Annotated in this window: 22 protein-coding genes; 9 read left to right on the forward strand and 13 right to left on the reverse strand. The window is 62.1% G+C overall.

Going from position 1 to position 17,636, the window contains the following annotated elements:
- The first annotated feature begins 410 nt into the window (after positions 1-410).
- The 4 genes from AC72UB_RS02035 (at position 411) to AC72UB_RS02050 (ending at position 3,680) form a co-directional block, all read left to right on the forward strand.
- Complete coding sequence (locus tag AC72UB_RS02035; protein ID WP_463288854.1) at positions 411-542, forward strand: hypothetical protein; 132 nt, start codon at positions 411-413, stop codon at positions 540-542.
- A 115-nt stretch (positions 543-657) separates the two neighbouring features.
- Positions 658-1,311 carry a DUF1007 family protein gene (locus AC72UB_RS02040; protein WP_505188289.1) on the forward strand — a complete coding sequence of 218 codons (654 nt, stop codon included), beginning with the start codon at positions 658-660 and terminating at the stop codon, positions 1,309-1,311.
- A gap of 1 nt (position 1,312) precedes the next feature.
- Positions 1,313-2,257, forward strand: a complete 945-nt coding sequence (locus AC72UB_RS02045; RefSeq protein WP_505188290.1) for a nickel/cobalt transporter — start codon at positions 1,313-1,315, stop codon at positions 2,255-2,257.
- Between the two features lie 70 nt (positions 2,258-2,327).
- Positions 2,328-3,680 (forward strand): MATE family efflux transporter, encoded by a 1,353-nt coding sequence (locus tag AC72UB_RS02050; protein WP_505188291.1) that lies wholly within the window; start codon positions 2,328-2,330, stop codon positions 3,678-3,680.
- A 7-nt stretch (positions 3,681-3,687) separates the two neighbouring features.
- Here AC72UB_RS02050 and AC72UB_RS02055 read toward each other — a convergent pair whose 3' ends face one another.
- Together AC72UB_RS02055 and AC72UB_RS02060 are read right to left on the reverse strand one after the other, a co-directional pair.
- On the reverse strand, positions 3,688-4,101 hold the full coding sequence (locus AC72UB_RS02055; RefSeq protein WP_505188292.1) for a hypothetical protein: 414 nt from the start codon (positions 4,099-4,101) through the stop codon (positions 3,688-3,690).
- Positions 4,102-4,109: 8 nt separating this feature from the next.
- Complete coding sequence (locus tag AC72UB_RS02060) at positions 4,110-5,312, reverse strand: pyridoxal phosphate-dependent aminotransferase (protein WP_505188293.1); 1,203 nt, start codon at positions 5,310-5,312, stop codon at positions 4,110-4,112.
- 73 nt (positions 5,313-5,385) lie between these two features.
- Here AC72UB_RS02060 and AC72UB_RS02065 point away from each other — a divergent pair, with 73 nt between their 5' ends.
- Both AC72UB_RS02065 and AC72UB_RS02070 read left to right on the forward strand, forming a co-directional pair.
- A complete protein-coding gene (locus AC72UB_RS02065) occupies positions 5,386-5,652 on the forward strand; it encodes a succinate dehydrogenase assembly factor 2 (protein WP_463288861.1) in 267 nt (88 codons plus the stop codon).
- A 98-nt stretch (positions 5,653-5,750) separates the two neighbouring features.
- Entirely contained in the window at positions 5,751-6,248 is a 498-nt protein-coding gene (locus AC72UB_RS02070) for a MarR family winged helix-turn-helix transcriptional regulator (protein ID WP_505188294.1), read from the forward strand.
- On the opposite strand, the gene AC72UB_RS02075 is transcribed toward AC72UB_RS02070, so the two are convergent.
- The gene (locus AC72UB_RS02075; RefSeq protein WP_505188295.1) at positions 6,249-7,871 is read right to left on the reverse strand and encodes an AMP-binding protein; all 1,623 of its coding nucleotides are present in this window, start codon (positions 7,869-7,871) and stop codon (positions 6,249-6,251) included.
- Positions 7,872-7,965: 94 nt separating this feature from the next.
- Here AC72UB_RS02075 and AC72UB_RS02080 point away from each other — a divergent pair, with 94 nt between their 5' ends.
- Positions 7,966-8,886: a DMT family transporter gene (locus tag AC72UB_RS02080; RefSeq protein WP_505188296.1), complete on the forward strand. Its 921-nt coding sequence runs from the start codon at positions 7,966-7,968 to the stop codon at positions 8,884-8,886.
- On the opposite strand, the gene AC72UB_RS02085 is transcribed toward AC72UB_RS02080, so the two are convergent.
- Positions 8,883-9,461, reverse strand: a complete 579-nt coding sequence (locus AC72UB_RS02085) for a thymidine kinase (RefSeq protein WP_505188297.1) — start codon at positions 9,459-9,461, stop codon at positions 8,883-8,885. The genes AC72UB_RS02080 and AC72UB_RS02085 overlap by 4 nt on opposite strands.
- A gap of 399 nt (positions 9,462-9,860) precedes the next feature.
- Here AC72UB_RS02085 and AC72UB_RS02090 point away from each other — a divergent pair, with 399 nt between their 5' ends.
- Positions 9,861-10,313: a hypothetical protein gene (locus tag AC72UB_RS02090; protein ID WP_505188298.1), complete on the forward strand. Its 453-nt coding sequence runs from the start codon at positions 9,861-9,863 to the stop codon at positions 10,311-10,313.
- A gap of 43 nt (positions 10,314-10,356) precedes the next feature.
- Here AC72UB_RS02090 and AC72UB_RS02095 read toward each other — a convergent pair whose 3' ends face one another.
- Positions 10,357-11,709 carry a DEAD/DEAH box helicase gene (locus AC72UB_RS02095; RefSeq protein WP_463288867.1) on the reverse strand — a complete coding sequence of 451 codons (1,353 nt, stop codon included), beginning with the start codon at positions 11,707-11,709 and terminating at the stop codon, positions 10,357-10,359.
- A 236-nt stretch (positions 11,710-11,945) separates the two neighbouring features.
- Positions 11,946-12,080 (reverse strand): hypothetical protein, encoded by a 135-nt coding sequence (locus tag AC72UB_RS02100; protein WP_505188299.1) that lies wholly within the window; start codon positions 12,078-12,080, stop codon positions 11,946-11,948.
- Between the two features lie 99 nt (positions 12,081-12,179).
- Between AC72UB_RS02100 and AC72UB_RS02105 the strand changes: the two genes are divergently transcribed.
- Positions 12,180-12,548, forward strand: a complete 369-nt coding sequence (locus AC72UB_RS02105) for a DUF2237 family protein (RefSeq protein WP_463288869.1) — start codon at positions 12,180-12,182, stop codon at positions 12,546-12,548.
- Here the strand turns inward: AC72UB_RS02105 and AC72UB_RS02110 are convergent.
- The 7 genes from AC72UB_RS02110 to trpB all read right to left on the reverse strand — a co-directional run bounded on the left by AC72UB_RS02110 (position 12,533) and on the right by trpB (position 17,626).
- Entirely contained in the window at positions 12,533-13,054 is a 522-nt protein-coding gene (locus AC72UB_RS02110) for a helix-turn-helix transcriptional regulator (protein ID WP_463288870.1), read from the reverse strand. The genes AC72UB_RS02105 and AC72UB_RS02110 overlap by 16 nt on opposite strands.
- A 27-nt stretch (positions 13,055-13,081) precedes the next feature.
- Complete coding sequence (locus AC72UB_RS02115; RefSeq protein ID WP_505188300.1) at positions 13,082-13,537, reverse strand: hypothetical protein; 456 nt, start codon at positions 13,535-13,537, stop codon at positions 13,082-13,084.
- A gap of 108 nt (positions 13,538-13,645) precedes the next feature.
- Positions 13,646-14,230, reverse strand: coding sequence for a PepSY domain-containing protein (locus tag AC72UB_RS02120; protein ID WP_505188301.1), 585 nt, complete (start codon positions 14,228-14,230; stop codon positions 13,646-13,648).
- 301 nt (positions 14,231-14,531) lie between these two features.
- Positions 14,532-15,047 (reverse strand): helix-turn-helix transcriptional regulator, encoded by a 516-nt coding sequence (locus tag AC72UB_RS02125; RefSeq protein ID WP_463288873.1) that lies wholly within the window; start codon positions 15,045-15,047, stop codon positions 14,532-14,534.
- A 34-nt stretch (positions 15,048-15,081) separates the two neighbouring features.
- On the reverse strand, positions 15,082-15,528 hold the full coding sequence (locus AC72UB_RS02130; protein ID WP_505188302.1) for a PepSY domain-containing protein: 447 nt from the start codon (positions 15,526-15,528) through the stop codon (positions 15,082-15,084).
- 102 nt (positions 15,529-15,630) lie between these two features.
- The gene (locus AC72UB_RS02135; protein WP_505188303.1) at positions 15,631-16,209 is read right to left on the reverse strand and encodes a hypothetical protein; all 579 of its coding nucleotides are present in this window, start codon (positions 16,207-16,209) and stop codon (positions 15,631-15,633) included.
- Positions 16,210-16,393: 184 nt separating this feature from the next.
- Positions 16,394-17,626 (reverse strand): tryptophan synthase subunit beta, encoded by a 1,233-nt coding sequence (trpB, locus tag AC72UB_RS02140; RefSeq protein ID WP_505188304.1) that lies wholly within the window; start codon positions 17,624-17,626, stop codon positions 16,394-16,396.
- Between the last annotated feature and the right edge of the window lie 10 nt (positions 17,627-17,636).

Here is a 17,636-nt window from a genome sequence, read left to right on the forward strand (position 1 = left end):
CGGTAGGTTCCAGCCGGCCGTTGACCGCGCATTCATTGTGCGCCAATCACACCATAGGGCCGCGCCCGACCTTGGGACGGCGCACCGACGCTGGTTCTAGGCGCTTTATGGTTCCAGTTCTTCCCCAGAATTTCTGCTGGCAACCGTTGCAAACGCGCCCTCCCGGGGGGAGGTCGGGCGCGGCCCGGCGGCGCATTCGCGCCTTGATTCCGGGCAAAGGGGCGCGGGTTGAACCGTTGTCGCGAATTCCAAGTGACCAACGCAACCCGCGCGGCGCTTGTCTTCCCCTGCCCGAACCCCCATCTTGACGCTACAGGCTCCGCCCCGCACATCTTGCGGCCCGCCCCTGATGTCTTGCGTGCCCGCCCGGCACCCTTGGCAGCTTTCCCGGCACAGACAGGAAGCGCGACATGTCCAAGGAAAAGAACAAAGGCAACAAAGAGGCCAAAAAGCCAAAGAAAGAGACCCCCAAGGTCTTGGCCACGGCGAACTCGGGCCAAGCCAAGGATGGCACCACCATCGCAGGCAAGAAGATCAAATAGCCCGCCTGCGGCGAGCCCCCATGCGCGGCTTTTCGCGCCCCGCGTGACCTGCGATCTTTCCGCCCCGGCTTGGCCCATGGTATGCCTTGGCCAAAGCCGGAACACGGGTGGCAGGATGCGGGCGGTCTGGGCAGGTATGGCGGTTCTTGCGGCGCTGGCCTCGCCTGCGCCGGTGCTCGCCCATCCGCATATCTTCATCGACGCCGCCCTTGAGGTGGTCTTTGCCGCCGATGGCCGCGCCGAGGGTGTGCGGGTGCGTTGGACCTATGACGAGTTCTTCTCGCTGACCCTTGTTGCCGAACGCGGGCTCGATCCCGATTTTGACGGCGTGTTGACGTCCGAGGAACTGGTGCAGATGAACGGGTTCGACATGGGCTGGCAGCCCGAGTTTCAGGGCGACACTTATGCGCTTTTGGACGCCGCGCCGCTTGCGCTGTCGCGCCCGATGGATTGGACCGTGGCCTATGAGGGCGGCAAGCTGATCTCGACCCATTTCCGTCGTTTTGATACGCTGGTGGATCTGGGGGCGGGGCCGCTTTTGGTGCAGTCTTACGATCCGGGGTTTTACACGGCCTATACCGTTGCAGATGCCACCGTGACCGGTCGCGACGATTGCACCGTCGACATTTATGAACCCGACCGCGAGGCAGCCGACCAGATCCTGCAAGAGGCCTTGGCTGAATTTGCGGGCGATGAGGCGGCCGAGGCGGATTTCCCGGCTGTCGGGGCCGCCTATGCCGAGGAGGCGCGGGTCAGCTGTGGTGGGTAACATGTCGCGTGCGGTGATGGCGGCGGGGGCGGTGCTGGCTCTGGGTTTGGGGCTTGTGTGGCTGCTGGGCGGGTTTGGCCCCTTGCAGGCGTGGGTGTTGGAGCAACAGCGGCAGGTGCAAAACGCGCTTGCGGGGGCGGTGCGGGCGATCAAAAGCGGGCAGCCGGGGGCGGTTTTGGGCCTGTTGTCGGTGTGCTTTGCTTATGGGTTTCTGCACGCCGCGGGGCCGGGCCATGGCAAGCTGGTGATCGGCGGCTATGGCATGGCGCGGCGGGTGCCCTTTGGGCGGCTTGCCGGGGTCGCGCTGGCCTCGTCGCTGGCGCAGGCCGCGGTGGCGGTGGGGCTGGTTTATGCGGTGGTGGCTTTGTTGGGGCTTGGCCGCAGCGAGGCGGAAGGGCTGGCCGAAGAGGTGATGGCCCCCTTGGGCACGCTTATGGTGGCTGGGGTTGGGCTGTGGCTCGTGTGGCGCGGGGTGGTTGGCTTGCGGGCGCAAGGGGGGGCGCGGCACGCCCATCACCACGTCCATCGACACGGCCACGCCCATCATGACCATGCGCACGCCCCGCACAGCCACGGCGCGGTTTGTGACACTTGCGGCCACGCACATGGCCCAACGGTGGTGGAGGTGCAGCACCTGACCGGCTGGCGCGACACGCTGGCCCTTGTCGCAGGCATCGCAATGCGCCCCTGCTCGGGGGCCTTGTTTCTGTTGATCCTGACATGGCAGCTTGGCATTGGCAGCGCTGGCATCATAGGCACCTTCGCCATGGGGCTTGGCACCGCCATGGTGACCATCGGTGTCGCCGCCATGGCGGTCTGGGCGCGCGAGGGCGCCTTGGCCAGCCTGCCCGGACAGGGTGCCACGCGCTTCTTGCCGTGGTTCGAGATCATCGCGGGCTTGGTCGTTGCTGTGGCGGCCCTGTCGCTGTTGACCGCCGCGCTTTAGCCTGAAAGGCGGGCCATCCTCGCCGCGCAGGGTGCTTGCCGGGGGGCGGTTCTGCCGATAGATCAGGCAGATGCACAAGATTTCCCCCTATCTCTTTCATGCCCGCGCTACCCTGACCTTGGGTCTGCCCTTGATCGGCAGCCATGTGGCGCAGTTCGTCCTGCATTTGACCGATACCGTCATGCTGGGCTGGTATGGGGTTCTGCCCTTGGCGGCGGGGGTCTTGGGCGCGTCCAGCTTTTTCACGATCTTCGTTTTGGGGTCGGGTTTCGCCAAGGCGGTGATGCCCATGGTCGCCTCGGCGAATTCCCAAGGCGATGAGCGGCAGGTGCGCCGTGTGGCGCGGATGGGGCTGTGGCTGTCGATCCTATTTTCGGCGCTGACCTATCCGGTGTTCTGGTGGTCTGGACCCATTCTCTTGGCCTTGGGCCAAGAGGAAGAGGTCTCGGCACTGGCGCAGCAATACCTGCGGATTGCCGGGCTTGGCATGTGCCCCGCGCTTTTGGTGATGGTGCTGAAAAGTTATCTCTCAGCCCTGGAGCGCACGCAGGTCGTGCTGTGGGTCACGGTGGCAGCGGTGCCGTTGAATGTCCTGCTGAACTGGGCCTTGATCTTCGGCAATTTGGGAGCGCCTGAGTTGGGTGTGGCGGGCTCGGCCCTTGCCACCGTGACGGTGCAGATCGTGTCGCTGGGGCTGATTGTGCTTTACGCCGCCCTTTTGCCCGCATTGGCGAAGTATAGTCTCTTCCAACGCTTTTGGCGGCCGGATTGGCCGGGCTTTCGCGCGGTGTTTCGGCTGGGGTGGCCGATGGGCCTGACCGGGCTGGCTGAAAGCGGGCTCTTCCAAGCCTCGGCGCTGATGATGGGCTGGATCGGCACCACCGAGCTTGCCGCCCATGGCATTGCGCTGGAGATCACGGCGCTCGCGTTCATGGTGCATGTGGGACTGTCTAACGCGGTGACAGTGCGGGGCGGGCATGCCTATGGCGCGGCGGATTGGACCGCCTTGCGCCAAGGTGCACTAACCGGCATCGCGCTGTCGTTTGGCATGGCGATGCTGACGGTCTGCCTGTTCCTTTTGGCTCCCGAGGCGCTGATCTGGCCGTTCCTGAACCCCGACGATCCGGCCAGTGCCACGATCATCGTTACGGGAACCGCGCTTTTGGCCTGTGCGGCGCTGTTTCAACTGGCTGATGGCATGCAGGTGATGGCGCTTGGCCTCTTGGCCGGAGCGCAAGATACCAAGGTGCCGATGGTGCTGGCCTCGGTCAGCTATTGGCTGATCGGCATTCCCGCCAGCTATGCGCTGGCCTTCCCCTTGGGCTTTGGCCCGGTCGGGCTGTGGCTGGGGTTGGTGGTGGGGCTGGCGATGGCGGCGATCAGCCTGATGGCGCGGTTTTGGTTGCGGCTGCCGAAGGCATAGGCGCGAGCTACTCCGCCGCCTCGTCCTTCATCAACCGATCTGCCTTCTTGCGGATCAGGACACTGCGCAGGTCATGCATGGCCATCAACAAGGGGTCCGTGACGGCCTCAAGCGCGTCATCGCTGGCCTTTGACTGCGCCCATTGCGTGGTGAAGTTCATATGGTCAATCGCGCGCAGGATGTCATCGACATCGCGCGCGGCCAAAACGGCTTGGCGTTCGGTGATCCAGCCCTCGATCAGCGCAATCTCTTCGGGGCTGAGCGGGCGGTCGCCATGCGGTTTGATCTTGCCGTTGTTGATGTTGACGGTGGCAATCTCTTCCATGTCGATACGGCGCTGGCGGTTTTCGGTATCAACCCGAAACACCACCGCGCCGTTTTCGCGGACCCGAAAATAATAGTCTGGCAAATCGCCCGACATGGCGCCCCTTATTTCAAGCCCGCACAAAAGGTCTGGATGCGCTTGCACGCATCTTCCAATACGCTGTCGGCCGTAGCGTAGCTGACGCGGAAGTTCGGCGAAAGGCCAAAGGCCGCGCCAAAGACCACGGCAACCCCGGTTTCCTCTAGAAGCGCGCTGGCAAAGGCCTCATCATCGGTGATCTTGGTGCCGCCTGCTGATGTCTTGCCGATGCAGCCTGCAATGTCGGGATAGACATAGAACGCGCCCTCAGGCTTGGGGCAGGTAACGCCTTTGGCGGCGTTCAGCATCGACACCACCAGATCGCGGCGGCGCTGGAACAGCTTGCGGTTCGGGGCAAGGAAATCTTGTGGGCCGGTCAGGGCCTCAAGGGCCGCATATTGCGACACCGAGGAGGGGTTCGAGGTGGACTGCGACTGGATCGTGCCCATCGCCTTAATGAGGTGCACCGGGCCGCCGGCATAGCCAATCCGCCAGCCGGTCATGGCGTAAGACTTTGACACGCCGTTGCAGGTGAGGGTGCGGTCATACAGGCCGGGTTCCACTTGTGCCGGTGTGGTGAATTCGAAATCGTCGAACACAAGGTGTTCATACATGTCATCCGACATGATCCAGACATGGGGGTGGCGCATCAGCACATCACAAAGCGCATTCAACTCGGCTCGCGTATAGCCTGCGCCCGTGGGGTTCGAGGGCGAGTTGAAGATGAACCATTTGGTTTTGGGCGTGATCGCCGCCTCAAGCTGTGCTGGGGTCAGTTTGAAATCATGTTCAATGCCACATTCCACCGCTACCGGGGTACCGCCTGCCAAAAGCACCATATCGGGGTAAGACACCCAATAGGGCGCGGGGATGATCACCTCATCGCCCGGGTTACAGGTGGCCATCAGGGCGTTGTACAGAATCTGCTTGCCGCCAGTGCCAACGGTGATCTGGTTCGGCGCGTATTTCAGACCGTTTTCGCGTTCAAACTTGACGCAGATCGCCTTTTTCAGCTCGGGGATACCATCCACCGGGGTATAGCGCGTCTTGCCCTCATCAATCGCGCGCTTGGCCGCCGCGCGGATGTTTTCCGGCGTGTCAAAGTCCGGCTCGCCCGCGCCCAAACCAATGATATCGCGGCCCTGTGCCTTCAACTCGGCCGCCTTGGTGGTGACGGCGATGGTGGGCGAGGGTTTGACACGGGCGAGGGTATCGGACAGGAAGGCCATGAGCGGGCTCCGGGGCTGAAGGGTTCGGCGCTGTCATAGGCTTGGGACAGATTTGGTGCAAGCGGGGTTGGGCATGGAAACGGCTGAGGCAGGGCTGAAACGTATGGCGATGCGGTCATGGCGGCGTGGCACCAAAGAGATGGATCTGGTGCTGGGCCCCTATGCTGATGCCCATCTGGGCACAATGGATGCGCCGACACTCGCGCTTTATGATCGGCTTTTGAATGAAAACGATCAGGATCTTCTGCCTTGGGTTCTGGGCCAGAACCCCGCACCGCAAGAGTTTGCGGCCCTGATCGCCGAAATAGGGGCCTTTGCCCGCACTCGGCTTGGCCGCTGAGAAGTCCCGAGAATTCGCGACGAAACCCGCGCGAGTTTACGTTATGTTTGCGTTTTGTGCGCAGTCTGCCCCAAATTCATGTGGATTTGGAGGCAGACATGTCAATTCATTCCCCGGTTCTGGATGGCTCACAAAAGGCCATGATGCTGGGCTATCTGGACAACCTCGCGCTGGTGGAACGGCTGCACCGGCTTTTGCTGGACGTCATCAAGGATGAGTTTGAGCGGCTTTCGCTTTTGGAGATCAACTCGGTTCAGGCGCTGTTGCTGTTCAACATCGGCGAGAATGAGGTCACCGCGGGCGAGCTGAAATCGCGCGGGTATTATCAGGGCTCGAACGTGTCCTATAATCTGAAAAAACTGGTGGAACTGGGCTATATGCACCACCAACGGTCTGAGATTGACCGCCGGTCAGTGCGGGTGCGGTTGACCGAAAAGGGCCGCCGGGTTCGGGCGCAACTGTCAGATCTTTTCGCCCGCCACGCCGAAGGGCTGGTCAAGCGCGGGCTTGTCGATGCCGCGGGCATGGACCAGATGAACACCGCGCTGAAGCGGATCGAACGCTATTGGACCGAACAGATTCGTTACATCTACTGATCACGACATCAGCTTGGCCACGGCGCGCAGTTCAAACTTCTGGATCTTCCCGGTCGAGGTTTTGGGAAGCTCGGTAAAGACCACATGTTTGGGCGTCTTGAACCCGGCCAGACGCGTGCGGCAATGGGCGATGAGATCGGCTTCGGTGGCGGTTGCGCCCGGCTTCAACTCGACAAAGGCGCACGGCACCTCGCCCCATTTGTCATCGGGCTTGGCCACTACGGCGCACAGGCTGACGGCCGGGTGGTGCATCAGCGCCCCCTCCACCTCGACCGAACTGACATTCTCGCCGCCCGAAATGATGATGTCTTTCGCCCGGTCGGTGATTTTCAAGTATCCATCGGGGTGCTGGAACGCGATATCGCCTGATCGGAACCAGCCGCCCTTGAAGGCCTCGACGGTGGCGGTGGGGTTCTTGTAATAGCCCTTCATCACCAGATTGCCGCGCATGGCGATCTCGCCCAAGTGGATGGCGTCGTGCGGCACGGGGGTGCCGTGGCTGTCATGCACCTCGGCCCCTTCCAGCATGGCCATCGCCACCCCGGTGCGCGCCTTCAGCGCGGCGCGGTCGTCGCCGGTGGTGTCGTCCCACTCGGGCTGCCAGAGGCATTCGGTGGCAGGCCCATAGGTTTCGGTCAGGCCGTAGACTTGGGTGACATTGAAGCCCAAGGGTTCAAAGGCGGCAAGCGTGGCAGCCGGGGGCGGGGCCCCGGCGGTAAACACCTCAACCACATGGGAAAACGCGCGGCGCTCTTCGGGTTTGCAGTTGATGACTGTGTTCAGAACAATCGGCGCGCCGCCGAAATGGGTGACACCTTCATCGGCGATGGCATCATAGATCGCCTTCGCCGTGATGTCGCGACAGCAGACCAACGTGCCGCCCATCATCGGCATCATCCACGTGTGACACCAGCCATTGCAGTGAAAAAGCGGCACGATGGTCAGGTACACCGGGAAGAGCTGCATTCGCCAACCCAGCGCATTGGCGGTGGTGGCCAGATAGGACCCGCGGTGGTGGTAAACCACGCCCTTGGGTCGCCCAGTGGTGCCGGAGGTGTAGTTGATCGCAATGGATTCCCACTCATCCTCGGGCATGATCCAAGGCGCTGACGGGTCGCCCTTGACCAAAAGCGCTTCATAAGTCAGATAGGCGCCTGAGGCGGTAAAGCCATGGTCCACCACCTCGATGATCTCGGGGGCAGTGCCTTCCATCCGGCGGATCGCCTCTTGCGCAAGCGGCAGAAACGCCGTGTCGCACAGCACAATCTTTGCCCCCGCATGGCCAAAGATATAGGCCACGGTGTCGGCATCCAGCCTTGTGTTGATCGTGTTCAACACCGCCCCGCAGGCCGGCACGCCGAAATGCGCCTCGGCTTGGGCGGGGATGTTTGGCAGCAGCGTGGCCACCACATCGCCGGGGCGAATGCCGCGCCCGGCCAATGCGCTGGCCAGTTGGCCGACGCGCGCGGCATAATCGGCATAGCTCAGCCGGGTGGACTTCCACACCACGGCGGTGCGGTTCGCAAACACATCCGCCGCGCGGCGCAGATGCGACAGGGGCGTCAGCGCCACAAAATTCGCCGCAGTCTTCCCAAGTCCGGTTTCATCCGCCAGCCAGCCCATCTTGTCCCCCGGAATGTCGCGATGTGTCGCTTTTCGGCGGGCAGTTTGCGAAGGATCGTCGCAGATGTGAAGGTGAAATGCGAAGGATCAGCCGATGACTGCGACCAAAGACCGAACGCTGATGGCCGCAGGGCTGATTTCCGTCTACGCCTTTGTCATCGGGTTCACCGACAATTACGTGCGCGTGATCGCCGAAGAGGCGGGGCTGTGGCAGTTCCACTTCACCCGGTCGTGCATGACGGCGGTGCTTTTGGGCCTTGGCGTGGCAATCTGGGGCTTTCGTGTGAAACCGCGCAGTTGGCGGGCGGTGGTCGCACGCTCGGCCATTCACGGCTCGGCCATGGTGATTTATTTCGGGGCGTTGGCGTTTCTGGATGTGGCGCTGGTCGCGGCGGGGCTTTTCACCGCGCCAATCTGGGTCCTCTTGATCTCACGCTTCGCCTATGGCCACGCGATCGGGCCAGTGCAGGTGATGGCGGTGGCCTTGGGCTTTGTCGGGGTCATTCTTGTCTTGGGACCCGAGGCGCTGGGCGGCGCATCGATGGCAGCCTTGTTGCCGATCCTTGCCGGAGCGCTGTATGCATTGGGCAATATCGCCACCCGCGAATGGTGCGGCGCGGAAAGCGCGCAGACGCTTTTGGCCGGGTTCTTCGGCGCGCTGGGGATCATCGGGGCGGTTGGCATGGTGGCCTTGACGCTGTTTCCGTTGGAGGTGCCGGTCGGGCCCGACGGGTTCTTACAGCGCGGGCCGGTTTGGGCCTCAGGTGAGTTCTATTTCTGGACCTTCGTGCAAGCGGCAGGCAGCCTGATTGGCGTGGGCTTCATGATCCGCGCCTATCAGATCACCGATGCCAGCCGGGCCTCGGTGCTGGAATATGTCATCCTGCCGGCCAGTGCCTTTTGGACATGGGTCATCTGGGGCAAGGGGCTGGAGCCGCTGGCGGTTTTGGGCATGGTTCTGATCGTAGCGGCGGGCACGCTGATTGCGCTGCGCGCCAAGGCCGAAGAGGCCTAAGCGCCAACCGCTTGCCGCCAATGGCGGCGGCACAGGCTTTGATAGGTCTCATTGCCGCCGATCACCACCTGCTCGCCGTCTTTCAGCGGGCGGCCATCGGGGCCCTTGCGCATCACCATCGTGGCCTTTTTCCCGCAGTGGCAGATGGTGCGCACCTCGCGCATTTCGTCCGCCCAAGCCAACAGTGCGGCCGATCCGGGAAAGAGAGCGCCACGGAAATCCACCCGCAGGCCATAGCACATCACCGGCACGCCCAGATCATCCACGGCGCGGGCCAATTGCCAAACCTGCGCTTTCGACAGGAACTGCGCCTCGTCGATGAACACGCAGGCGATTTTGCCCTCGGCAAAACGGGCCTCCAGCTTGGCGAACATGTCGTCATCGGGCGCAAAGGTATCGGCAGGCTCCCCAATGCCAATGCGGCTGGCGATCCGGCCCTCGCCGGCGCGGTTGTCGAACTGCGCGGTGATGAGATAGGTGTCCATCCCCCCTTCGCGGTAGTTATGCGCCGCCTGCAACAGGAGCGTCGATTTTCCCGCGTTCATGGTGGAATAGTTGAAGTAGAGCTTGGCCATAGCGCGGTTTACCGCAGGCCGCGCCTCGCGCGCAAGGGGAAGCCTAAGGGCTGGAGGAGCGGGCCGCCACAGCGGCCAGAGCGCGAAAGAAGGTGGAGGCGCGCGGCGCCCCTTCAGCCGATCGTCTCGCCCTAAACTGGGCTTTGGAGAGGCAACCTTTCAAGATGCTGAAGGGTCTACCGCGCGGCCATGACGAACACACACCAAAGCCACCCTTTAAAAGAGCAACAGCACGGCAGACCCCCACCTATGCCAGCGCTGGGGGCGCTGGCCACTCGCTACTGTTCCGGGCTTGCCGGAACACCTTTATTCATGACAAACCGTTACCAGCCCATTAATGGGAAAAGAGGTTCTGAATTCCCCGGATCCTGTCCAGATTTGTACTGCAAAGGTTTTGATATGAGTGTTGCCAGCTATTTGAAAAAGCATTGTGAGGCTCTGGTCAAGGATGTGGGCATCGAGGCGGCCTGTGAGATCACCGGCAAATCGAAGGCGACGCTTGGCCGCTATTACTCGGACAATGACGAGCACGGTGATCGGTTCATGCCTGTCGATGTGGTGGCGCAACTCGAAGGCGCGTCCCGGTTTCCGAATGTGACTTCGGCCTTGGCCGATCTGCGGGGGATCACGCTGTCTTATGACGCGGACAAGCGCAATGCGGCCTCAAGCGGGGTCAATCAGGATGTCGTGGCGCTGGCGCAGCGCTTTGCGCTGTTGATGAGCGAGTACAACATGGCGATCAGCGATGGGAAAATCTCGATCAATGAGGCCAAGCGATTGCTGCGCGAAACGCTGGCGCTGCAGCAGGTGCTGCTTGAGATGAAGCTGAACCTTGAAGAAGAGGCGCAATAGGCCGGGGGGGACCCCGGCCTTTGCAGATGTTGTCGCGGTCGGCTTAGGCCTGACGCGGCTTCGGACGCGCGCCATCGCGGCGCGGCGGCTGGCCACCGCCGGCGGGGCGACCTTGCGGCCGGGCGCCGGGTTTCGATGCGGGGCGCGGGCCTGCGGCTTTGGAAACAGGCGGTTGGCTGCCCTTTTTCTGCCCACCGGTGCGGCCACCACCGGGGCGCTGGCCACGGTTCTGTCCCGGTTTCGGGGCTGCGGCCACCATTTCAGCCGACCAAGGCGCACCACCCAGAACCGGGATCGGCTTTTTCAGCACCTTTTCGATGGCGCGCAATTCGTCCATCTCGGCGGGCGCGCAGAAGGCCACGGCAGTGCCTTCGGCCCCGGCACGCGCGGTGCGGCCGATGCGGTGGACATAGTTTTCCGGCACATTCGGCATGTCATAGTTATAGACGTGGCGAACGGTCGGAATATCAATCCCGCGGGCGGCCACGTCGGTGGCGACAAGCACATCCAGCTCACCCGCCTTGAATTCGGAAAGCGTGCGCTCGCGCTGGTTTTGGCTTTTGTTGCCGTGGATGGAACCGGCTTTAAAGCCCCAAGACACCAGCAGTTTCATCAGCTTTTCTGACCCGTGCTTGGTGCGGCCAAAGACCAACGCCTGTTCGGTCGGGTGCTTGCGGAGATATTCTTCCAGAAGCTTGGCCTTGTCGCCCATCGGTATGTAATGCACGCCCTGCACGATCTTTTCGATCGGCTTGCCAGGGGTCGAGACCTGCACGCGCACCGGGTTGTGCAGGTAGGTGTCGGCGATTTCCTCAATATCCTTGGGCATGGTGGCCGAGAACAGCAGGGTCTGGCGACGCTGCGGGATATGCTTGGCGATTTTGCGCAAGGAATGGATAAAGCCCATATCCAGCATGTGATCCGCCTCGTCCAAGACGAGATAGCCGCACTTTTCAAGGCTGACGTTGCCTTGTTCCAAATGGTCGATCAGGCGGCCGGGGGTGGCGACCAGCACATCGGTGCCGCGCGACAGGGCTTGGGCCTGTTTGAAAACCGACGCGCCGCCCACCACCATGGTGACCTTTACGGCGGTGCCCTTGGTGAACACCTCAAGATTGTCTTTGATCTGGATGATCAGCTCACGCGTCGGCGCAAGGATCAGCGCGCGGACGTGTTTCGGCCCCGGCGGGTGGCCAAGGTCAAGGATGCGGTGCAGCAAGGGCAGGCCAAAAGCCGCCGTCTTGCCGGTGCCGGTTTGCGCCAGACCCATCAGGTCGGCGCCTTTCATGATATGGGGAATGGCCTGCGCCTGAATGGGCGTCGGGGTTTTCAGATTGGTCTTTTCCAACGCCTTCAGGATCGAAGGGGAAAGGCCGAGATCGGCAAAAGTGGTCATGGGGTCGTCCGTTCAACAAAAGGCAACCGACACTCGCCCCACCGCGTCTTGCGGGCAGGCCGTGCAGGAGGGGTTACCTTGCGTGAAGGGGGAACCTTGCCCGGCATCCCCTGGTCCTCACGCGGGACGGGATGGGTGGGCTGAGGTGCACATGGGGGTTTTGGCCCAGCAAGTCAACCCTTGTGCAAGATCTGTGTGCCGCATCGCCAATCGTGCCGCCCGATCCAACGGTGCAATCAGGCAAGCAACAGCCCAAGCCCGGCAAAGCTGACCACGCGGGCCTTGAGCCCCGCAAGCTGCCCCAAAAGCAAGATGATCGACGCTGGGACGGCCAGAGCAATCAAAATCGCCAGAATGATGATCCTATCCACCTTGCACCCCTATAGTGTATCTTGGCCTTTCATGCGGACACCCTATGTTTGTCCCGGTGGCGAGGCCAGCCGGGAAGATACTGGGGCAGGGAGAGAGACATGCGTGAAGCGTCGGTGAATGTTCTGGGGGGGACGCTCTTGTCGTGCTCGACCAGCCCGGTGACCGGGTTCTTCCGCAATGGCTGCTGCGACACCGGCCCCGAAGATCGCGGCATGCACACGGTCTGCGCTGTGATGACAGCCGAGTTTCTGGCCTTGTCGAAATACCTCGGAAATGACCTGTCTACGCCGCGCCCGGAATACGGGTTTGTCGGGCTGAAACCGGGCGACAGTTGGTGCCTCTGCGCGGGCCGCTTCTTGCAGGCGCACGAGGAGGGGGCGGCGCCGAAGGTGCATCTGGCGGCAACCCATGTCGAGACGCTGAAGGTGGTGCCACTCGAGGTCTTGCGGCTTTACGCCACTGACTGATCCGCACTCGCCGGTCGCAACACGCCCTCGTCGCGCATCAGGTCCTCGATGAACAGCGACAAAAGCTGTGATCGGCCGCTGACGCCGGCCTTGCGGTAGATGGCGTTGGTCTGTGCCTTGACGGTGCCTTCCGATGTGGCGCGCAAAACGGCGATTTCGGCGGTGGCCAGCCCCTTGATCGCGAAGAGCGCCACATCCTTTTCTGCCGGGGTCAGGCCCCATTCGCCAAAGCGTTCGTCCAAAAGGTTCATGAAGGCCCCCGAGGCGCGGCGGAGCCGCTCTTGGGCTAGATTGCGTTCGCGCATCGTGCGGCGCAGCACCCAGATGCCGAACCCAACCCCGAGCGTCAGACCGGTGGCGGCGGAGAGTTCGAGATACTCGCGCATTTCCCAGCTCAGCGGGGCTGACCAAAGCCCGACATAGGATGAGGCAATGTCGGCCACGAAGAACACCGCCGACAGGACTTGAACCAACAAGACGGCGGCAAGGACCGCTTGCTTGCGCATCAGCCCGGCAACCTGGCAAGGACAAGGTCAGTCATCACCGCCCCCGTCGCCATCGCTGTCACCATCACCCCCGTCGCCATCGTTATCCCCGTCGTCGCCGCCACGCCCACGACCTTTGCCGCCATCGTCATCCCCATCGTCATCGGCGTCGTCATCGCGATTGTCGTCACTGTCGTCGTCCTGACCATCATCGGGATCATCGGCGTCACTGCCGACAATAGAGGGCCCGCTGCTTCCTTGGGCCGATGACCACAGGTCGCGCAGGATCTCTCCGGTGCGGGGGTTCATGATGATCTCACGGGTGCCGGTCTTAGACTTTGCAACGATCCGGGTGCGGCCGAGCATGGTCGAGCTGACGGAGATCTGCCGGTAGCCCTGTTGGCGCAGCTGATCGCGCACGCTGTTCACGTAGTCAGCATGCGCGGGGAAGGCCACAGACGCGGCTGCGGCCGAGGTCAAAAGCAGGAATGATCTGCGCTTCATCAAATGGGCGTTTTTCATAATAGGCTTCTATCATTTCAAAGAATTGTCGGCCCGGCAAGCCCGGGCCGACATCCCGCCAGCCGTCAAGCGCAATGCGGCTGACGTTGGTCAGTCGTCATCGCCGCCATTGTCATCACCGCCGTTGTCATCGCCACCGTCATCGTCGCCGCCATCGTCATCGCCACCGTTGTCGTCGCCACCGTTGTCATCGCCACCGTTGTCATCGCTGCCATTGTCGTCGCTGCCGTTGTCATCGCCGCCGTTGTCGTCGCCACCGTCGTCATCGCCGCCATTATCATCGCCACCGTCGTCATCGCTGCCGTTGTCGTCATCCTGATCATCGTCGCGATCATCATCTTGATCGTCATCCTGATCATCATCGCGGTCATCTTCATCCCGCACGAAGTCGCGATTGCGGTCACGCACGGTCACCCCGGGGCGGATGTCGTCATCGGCATCGGGCGTGCCAAATTCGGTTTCGAGAACCGAGCCGGTGGCGTTGTCATAGACCACTTCCACCTTTTCGTTGTTGCGAATGGCCTCAACCTTGGTTTCGTTGATGCCCCGTGTCACTTCGATGGTGGTATAGCCATCGCCTTGAAAGCGGCTGATCAACCCGTCAGTGTCAATCGCGGCAAAGCCGACGCTGGCGGGAAGGGCGAACATCGCGGCAAGTGCGAAAATGCGTTTCATCTTAAATCTCCTGTTTGGGCCATCGCTGGCGAAATCTGCGCAAAGGCGCTGGGTTTGGTGCGTGAGGCTGACAGGGGGGGTGGCGGGATCTGTCCCGACCAGTCCTGTCAGCCTCGGCCAGATCAGAAGGCACCGGATGGGTCAGACAGGAAATCGGCGCAGGGTTTAGGAGCGGCGGTTTAGGCCAGTTGGAGCATGCGGCTAAACTGCAGTTTAAGACCTTGGTCTGAACAAGGCCGCCATAGGTCGAACCTGCACAGGGCTGTGGTCTGAGGCGTGCGACACCTACAAAGGCGGAGCGTTACGCAGCTGATTCGATATCGGCGGGATTGCTGCGGTCAGCGCCCATCAGATCTTCGATGAACAGAGACAAAAGCTGTGGGCGGCCAGTGACATTGGCCTTGCGGTAGATCGCGGCGGTCTGGGCCTTGATCGTGCCTTCCGAGGTTTCCCGCAGCCGCGCCATCTCGCTCACCGACAGCCCCTTAATCGCAAAGAGTGCGACATCGCGTTCGGCAGCGGTCAGCCCCCATTGGTCGAACCGGGCATTCAACAGATCGACAAAGGCGGCGGAGGCGCGGTCAAGCCGGGCTTCGGCGCGGTTCAGATCGCGCACGGCCCGAAAGACCAGAATGGTGCCAAGGATCAGGCCAAGAAACAGGCCAAGTCCCGCCCCGATTTCCAACAGCTCTCGCGTGCTCCACGACAAGGGCGCCGGGTAAATGCCTAGGGCGGACAGGAGGATATCCAGCACGAAAACCAAGGCGCAAAGCGCTTGCATGAGGAGCAAAAGCCCGAATGCAGCAAGGCGGGTCATGCGGCGCGACCTATGGCTTGGGTGGTAGGGCGGATCATTCTTGCGCCTGCCCGGCAGAGAACCCGGTCATATCCCCGAAGGATTCGCTGACGCTCAGCCCGGGCGCGCTGCCAAAGGTCTCGCTCTGGCCCGGGCTTGCCGCGACGCCGACGCTGGGCTGCGTGGCACCAGCACCGCCGCCGTCCCCAGACCCGTGCAGCGTTCCGGCCATCTCGATCCGAACCGAATAGTCGCGCAGGATTTCGCCCGTGCCGGGGTGGAACACCAACTCGCGGCGGGTGCCATCCCTTTCGGCGATGATGCGCTGACGGCCAAGCCACGTTCGTTCATCTTCAAGGATACGGTAGCCGCGATTGGTCAAGATCGAGAGAATCTGCTCCGAGGGCGTTTGGGCCGTAGCCCTCTTGCCCTTCGTGTCGGCAAGAGCCGGGCCTGCGAGGGTGGCGAGCAGCAAGGTCATCATGGCAGTGATGCGCAACATGTCATGTCTCCGGCCCAAGTTGTGCCGCCGGTCTGGCGGCTTGGGCACATCAACGAAGGAAAGGCTCCGGCCTGCGTGGGAGTGCGGGCCGGAGCCGCGTGGCTATTTGACCTGCCGAAGCAAATGGCTGTTTGCTTCACCGCGGTCGCCGTAATCGCGGTCATTTTCTTGCGACTTTTGGCCAGTATCCCCCGATCCGGACTGTGCCAGCGGGCCAAGATCTATGGCGAGATCCATGACGGGTTCCATGTCGACGATGGGTTCTGGCGGGTCCGTGAGATCGAAGGTCGCTTCGACAGGTGCATCAATCTCGGTGCCGAATTGCATCGAGACATCGGGATCAGAGCCTTCGCCGGTTTCCCCTTCGCGGTCTGCCACCGGGCCACCGTCACCGCCGGTATCGCCGTCTGCAACGGCGCCGCCGTCAGTGCCGATGTCGCTGCCGTCAAGACCCGGATCATTGGGGTCGATGGACATATCAGGATCGCCATCGCCCTGATCGCCATCCCCCTGATCGCCGTCCCCCGGATCACCAACGTCGATTCCGATGGACGCATCAGGGGTATCGCCTGCATCGGCCGTCACGTCTTGGGCCAGCACGGCCGTGGACATAAGCAAACCCGCAAGAACCGAAACACCGGCCCGCATCAGCAGGCGCTTTAACAAAAGATCTTTTTCCACAATCCATTCTCCAACTCGTTGCCTCAACGCCCGGCTGGATGAAAATGATTCGCCGGGTGAATTCACGAAGACAGGACCGCCCCCACAATACCATCTTTCGAAGGTTTGCGTGGGGCGATTGTGGCAGAATAAAGGCAGATAAACAAATGTTTATCAGCAAAATCAAGCAGTTGCTCGGCTGGCGTTAGACCTTCATGTCCACGCCAAGGTGTTTTGCAACCGTGAAGATGTCTTTGTCGCCACGCCCGCACATGTTCATCACGATGATATGGTCCTTGGGCAGAGTCGGCGCGATCTTCATCACATGGGCCAAAGCATGGCTTGGCTCCAGCGCGGGGATGATGCCTTCCAGCTTGCAGCACAGCTGGAACGCCTCCAGCGCTTCGGCATCGGTGATCGAGACGTATTTCGCCCGGCCAATATCATGCAGCCACGAGTGTTCAGGCCCGATGCCGGGATAATCAAGACCGGCCGAGATCGAGAAGCCTTCCAGAATCTGGCCGTCCGGGTCTTGCAGAAGATAGGTCCGGTTGCCATGCAACACGCCCGGACGCCCACCGGTCAGGCTGGCGCAATGCTGCATCCGGTCGTCCACGCCTTTGCCGCCCGCCTCGACGCCGATGATGTTCACCGACGGATCATCGAGGAAGGGGTAGAACAAGCCCATGGCGTTCGACCCGCCACCAATGGCGGCCACGACGGTATCGGGCAGGCGGCCCTTGCCTTCGTGCTCTTCCATCTGCCAGCGCACCTCTTTGCCGATGATCGACTGGAAGTCGCGCACCATGGCCGGATAGGGGTGCGGACCGGCCACCGTGCCGATGCAATAGAAGGTGTCGCGCACATTGGTGACCCAATCGCGCAAGGCATCATTCATCGCGTCTTTCAGCGTGCCACGGCCAGAGGTGACGGGGATCACCTCGGCGCCGAGAAGCTTCATCCGAAACACGTTCGGGGCCTGACGTTCGACGTCATGCGCGCCCATGTAGACGATGCACTGCAACCCGAACTTGGCGCAGACCGTGGCGGTGGCCACGCCGTGCTGGCCCGCGCCGGTTTCGGCGATAATGCGGGTTTTTCCCATGCGGCGGGCGAGGATGATCTGACCCAGCACATTGTTGATCTTGTGCGCGCCGGTGTGGTTCAGCTCGTCACGCTTCATATAGACCTTGGCACCGCCAAGATGGGCGGTCACCCGTTCGGCAAGGTAAAGCGGCGAGGGACGGCCGACGTAGTGCTTCCACAGATAGTCCATCTCGGCCCAGAAGGTCGGGTCGGTCTTGGCATGCTCATAGCGCGCCTCAAGGTCGAGGATCAGCGGCATCAGGGTTTCAGACACAAACCGCCCGCCAAACTGGCCAAAACGCCCAGCCTCATCCGGCCCTGTCATGTAGCTGTTCAACCCGTCCTCGGCCATGGCCCATCTC

This window comes from Allotabrizicola aquatica (SeqCode), from assembly GCF_965194375.1.
GTDB classification, from domain to species: Bacteria; Pseudomonadota; Alphaproteobacteria; order Rhodobacterales; family Rhodobacteraceae; genus Tabrizicola_A; species Tabrizicola_A aquatica.

Excerpts from the sequence above, each read along its gene's own strand:
- AC72UB_RS02080 (WP_505188296.1), top strand. The coding sequence starts at position 7,966 with ATGACTGCGACCAAAGACCGAACGCTGATGGCCGCAGGGCTGATTTCC.
- AC72UB_RS02095 (WP_463288867.1), bottom strand. The coding sequence starts at position 11,709 with ATGACCACTTTTGCCGATCTCGGCCTTTCCCCTTCGATCCTGAAGGCG.
- AC72UB_RS02125 (WP_463288873.1), bottom strand. The coding sequence starts at position 15,047 with ATGACCCGCCTTGCTGCATTCGGGCTTTTGCTCCTCATGCAAGCGCTT.
- AC72UB_RS02110 (WP_463288870.1), bottom strand. The coding sequence starts at position 13,054 with ATGCGCAAGCAAGCGGTCCTTGCCGCCGTCTTGTTGGTTCAAGTCCTG.
- AC72UB_RS02085 (WP_505188297.1), bottom strand. The coding sequence starts at position 9,461 with ATGGCCAAGCTCTACTTCAACTATTCCACCATGAACGCGGGAAAATCG.
- AC72UB_RS02115 (WP_505188300.1), bottom strand. The coding sequence starts at position 13,537 with ATGAAGCGCAGATCATTCCTGCTTTTGACCTCGGCCGCAGCCGCGTCT.
- AC72UB_RS02045 (WP_505188290.1), top strand. The coding sequence starts at position 1,313 with ATGTCGCGTGCGGTGATGGCGGCGGGGGCGGTGCTGGCTCTGGGTTTG.
- AC72UB_RS02040 (WP_505188289.1), top strand. The coding sequence starts at position 658 with ATGCGGGCGGTCTGGGCAGGTATGGCGGTTCTTGCGGCGCTGGCCTCG.
- AC72UB_RS02105 (WP_463288869.1), top strand. The coding sequence starts at position 12,180 with ATGCGTGAAGCGTCGGTGAATGTTCTGGGGGGGACGCTCTTGTCGTGC.
- AC72UB_RS02090 (WP_505188298.1), top strand. The coding sequence starts at position 9,861 with ATGAGTGTTGCCAGCTATTTGAAAAAGCATTGTGAGGCTCTGGTCAAG.
- AC72UB_RS02130 (WP_505188302.1), bottom strand. The coding sequence starts at position 15,528 with ATGTTGCGCATCACTGCCATGATGACCTTGCTGCTCGCCACCCTCGCA.
- AC72UB_RS02070 (WP_505188294.1), top strand. The coding sequence starts at position 5,751 with ATGTCAATTCATTCCCCGGTTCTGGATGGCTCACAAAAGGCCATGATG.
- AC72UB_RS02055 (WP_505188292.1), bottom strand. The coding sequence starts at position 4,101 with ATGTCGGGCGATTTGCCAGACTATTATTTTCGGGTCCGCGAAAACGGC.
- AC72UB_RS02060 (WP_505188293.1), bottom strand. The coding sequence starts at position 5,312 with ATGGCCTTCCTGTCCGATACCCTCGCCCGTGTCAAACCCTCGCCCACC.
- AC72UB_RS02050 (WP_505188291.1), top strand. The coding sequence starts at position 2,328 with ATGCACAAGATTTCCCCCTATCTCTTTCATGCCCGCGCTACCCTGACC.
- trpB (WP_505188304.1), bottom strand. The coding sequence starts at position 17,626 with ATGGCCGAGGACGGGTTGAACAGCTACATGACAGGGCCGGATGAGGCT.
- AC72UB_RS02035 (WP_463288854.1), top strand. The coding sequence starts at position 411 with ATGTCCAAGGAAAAGAACAAAGGCAACAAAGAGGCCAAAAAGCCAAAG.
- AC72UB_RS02075 (WP_505188295.1), bottom strand. The coding sequence starts at position 7,871 with ATGGGCTGGCTGGCGGATGAAACCGGACTTGGGAAGACTGCGGCGAAT.
- AC72UB_RS02120 (WP_505188301.1), bottom strand. The coding sequence starts at position 14,230 with ATGAAACGCATTTTCGCACTTGCCGCGATGTTCGCCCTTCCCGCCAGC.
- AC72UB_RS02065 (WP_463288861.1), top strand. The coding sequence starts at position 5,386 with ATGGAAACGGCTGAGGCAGGGCTGAAACGTATGGCGATGCGGTCATGG.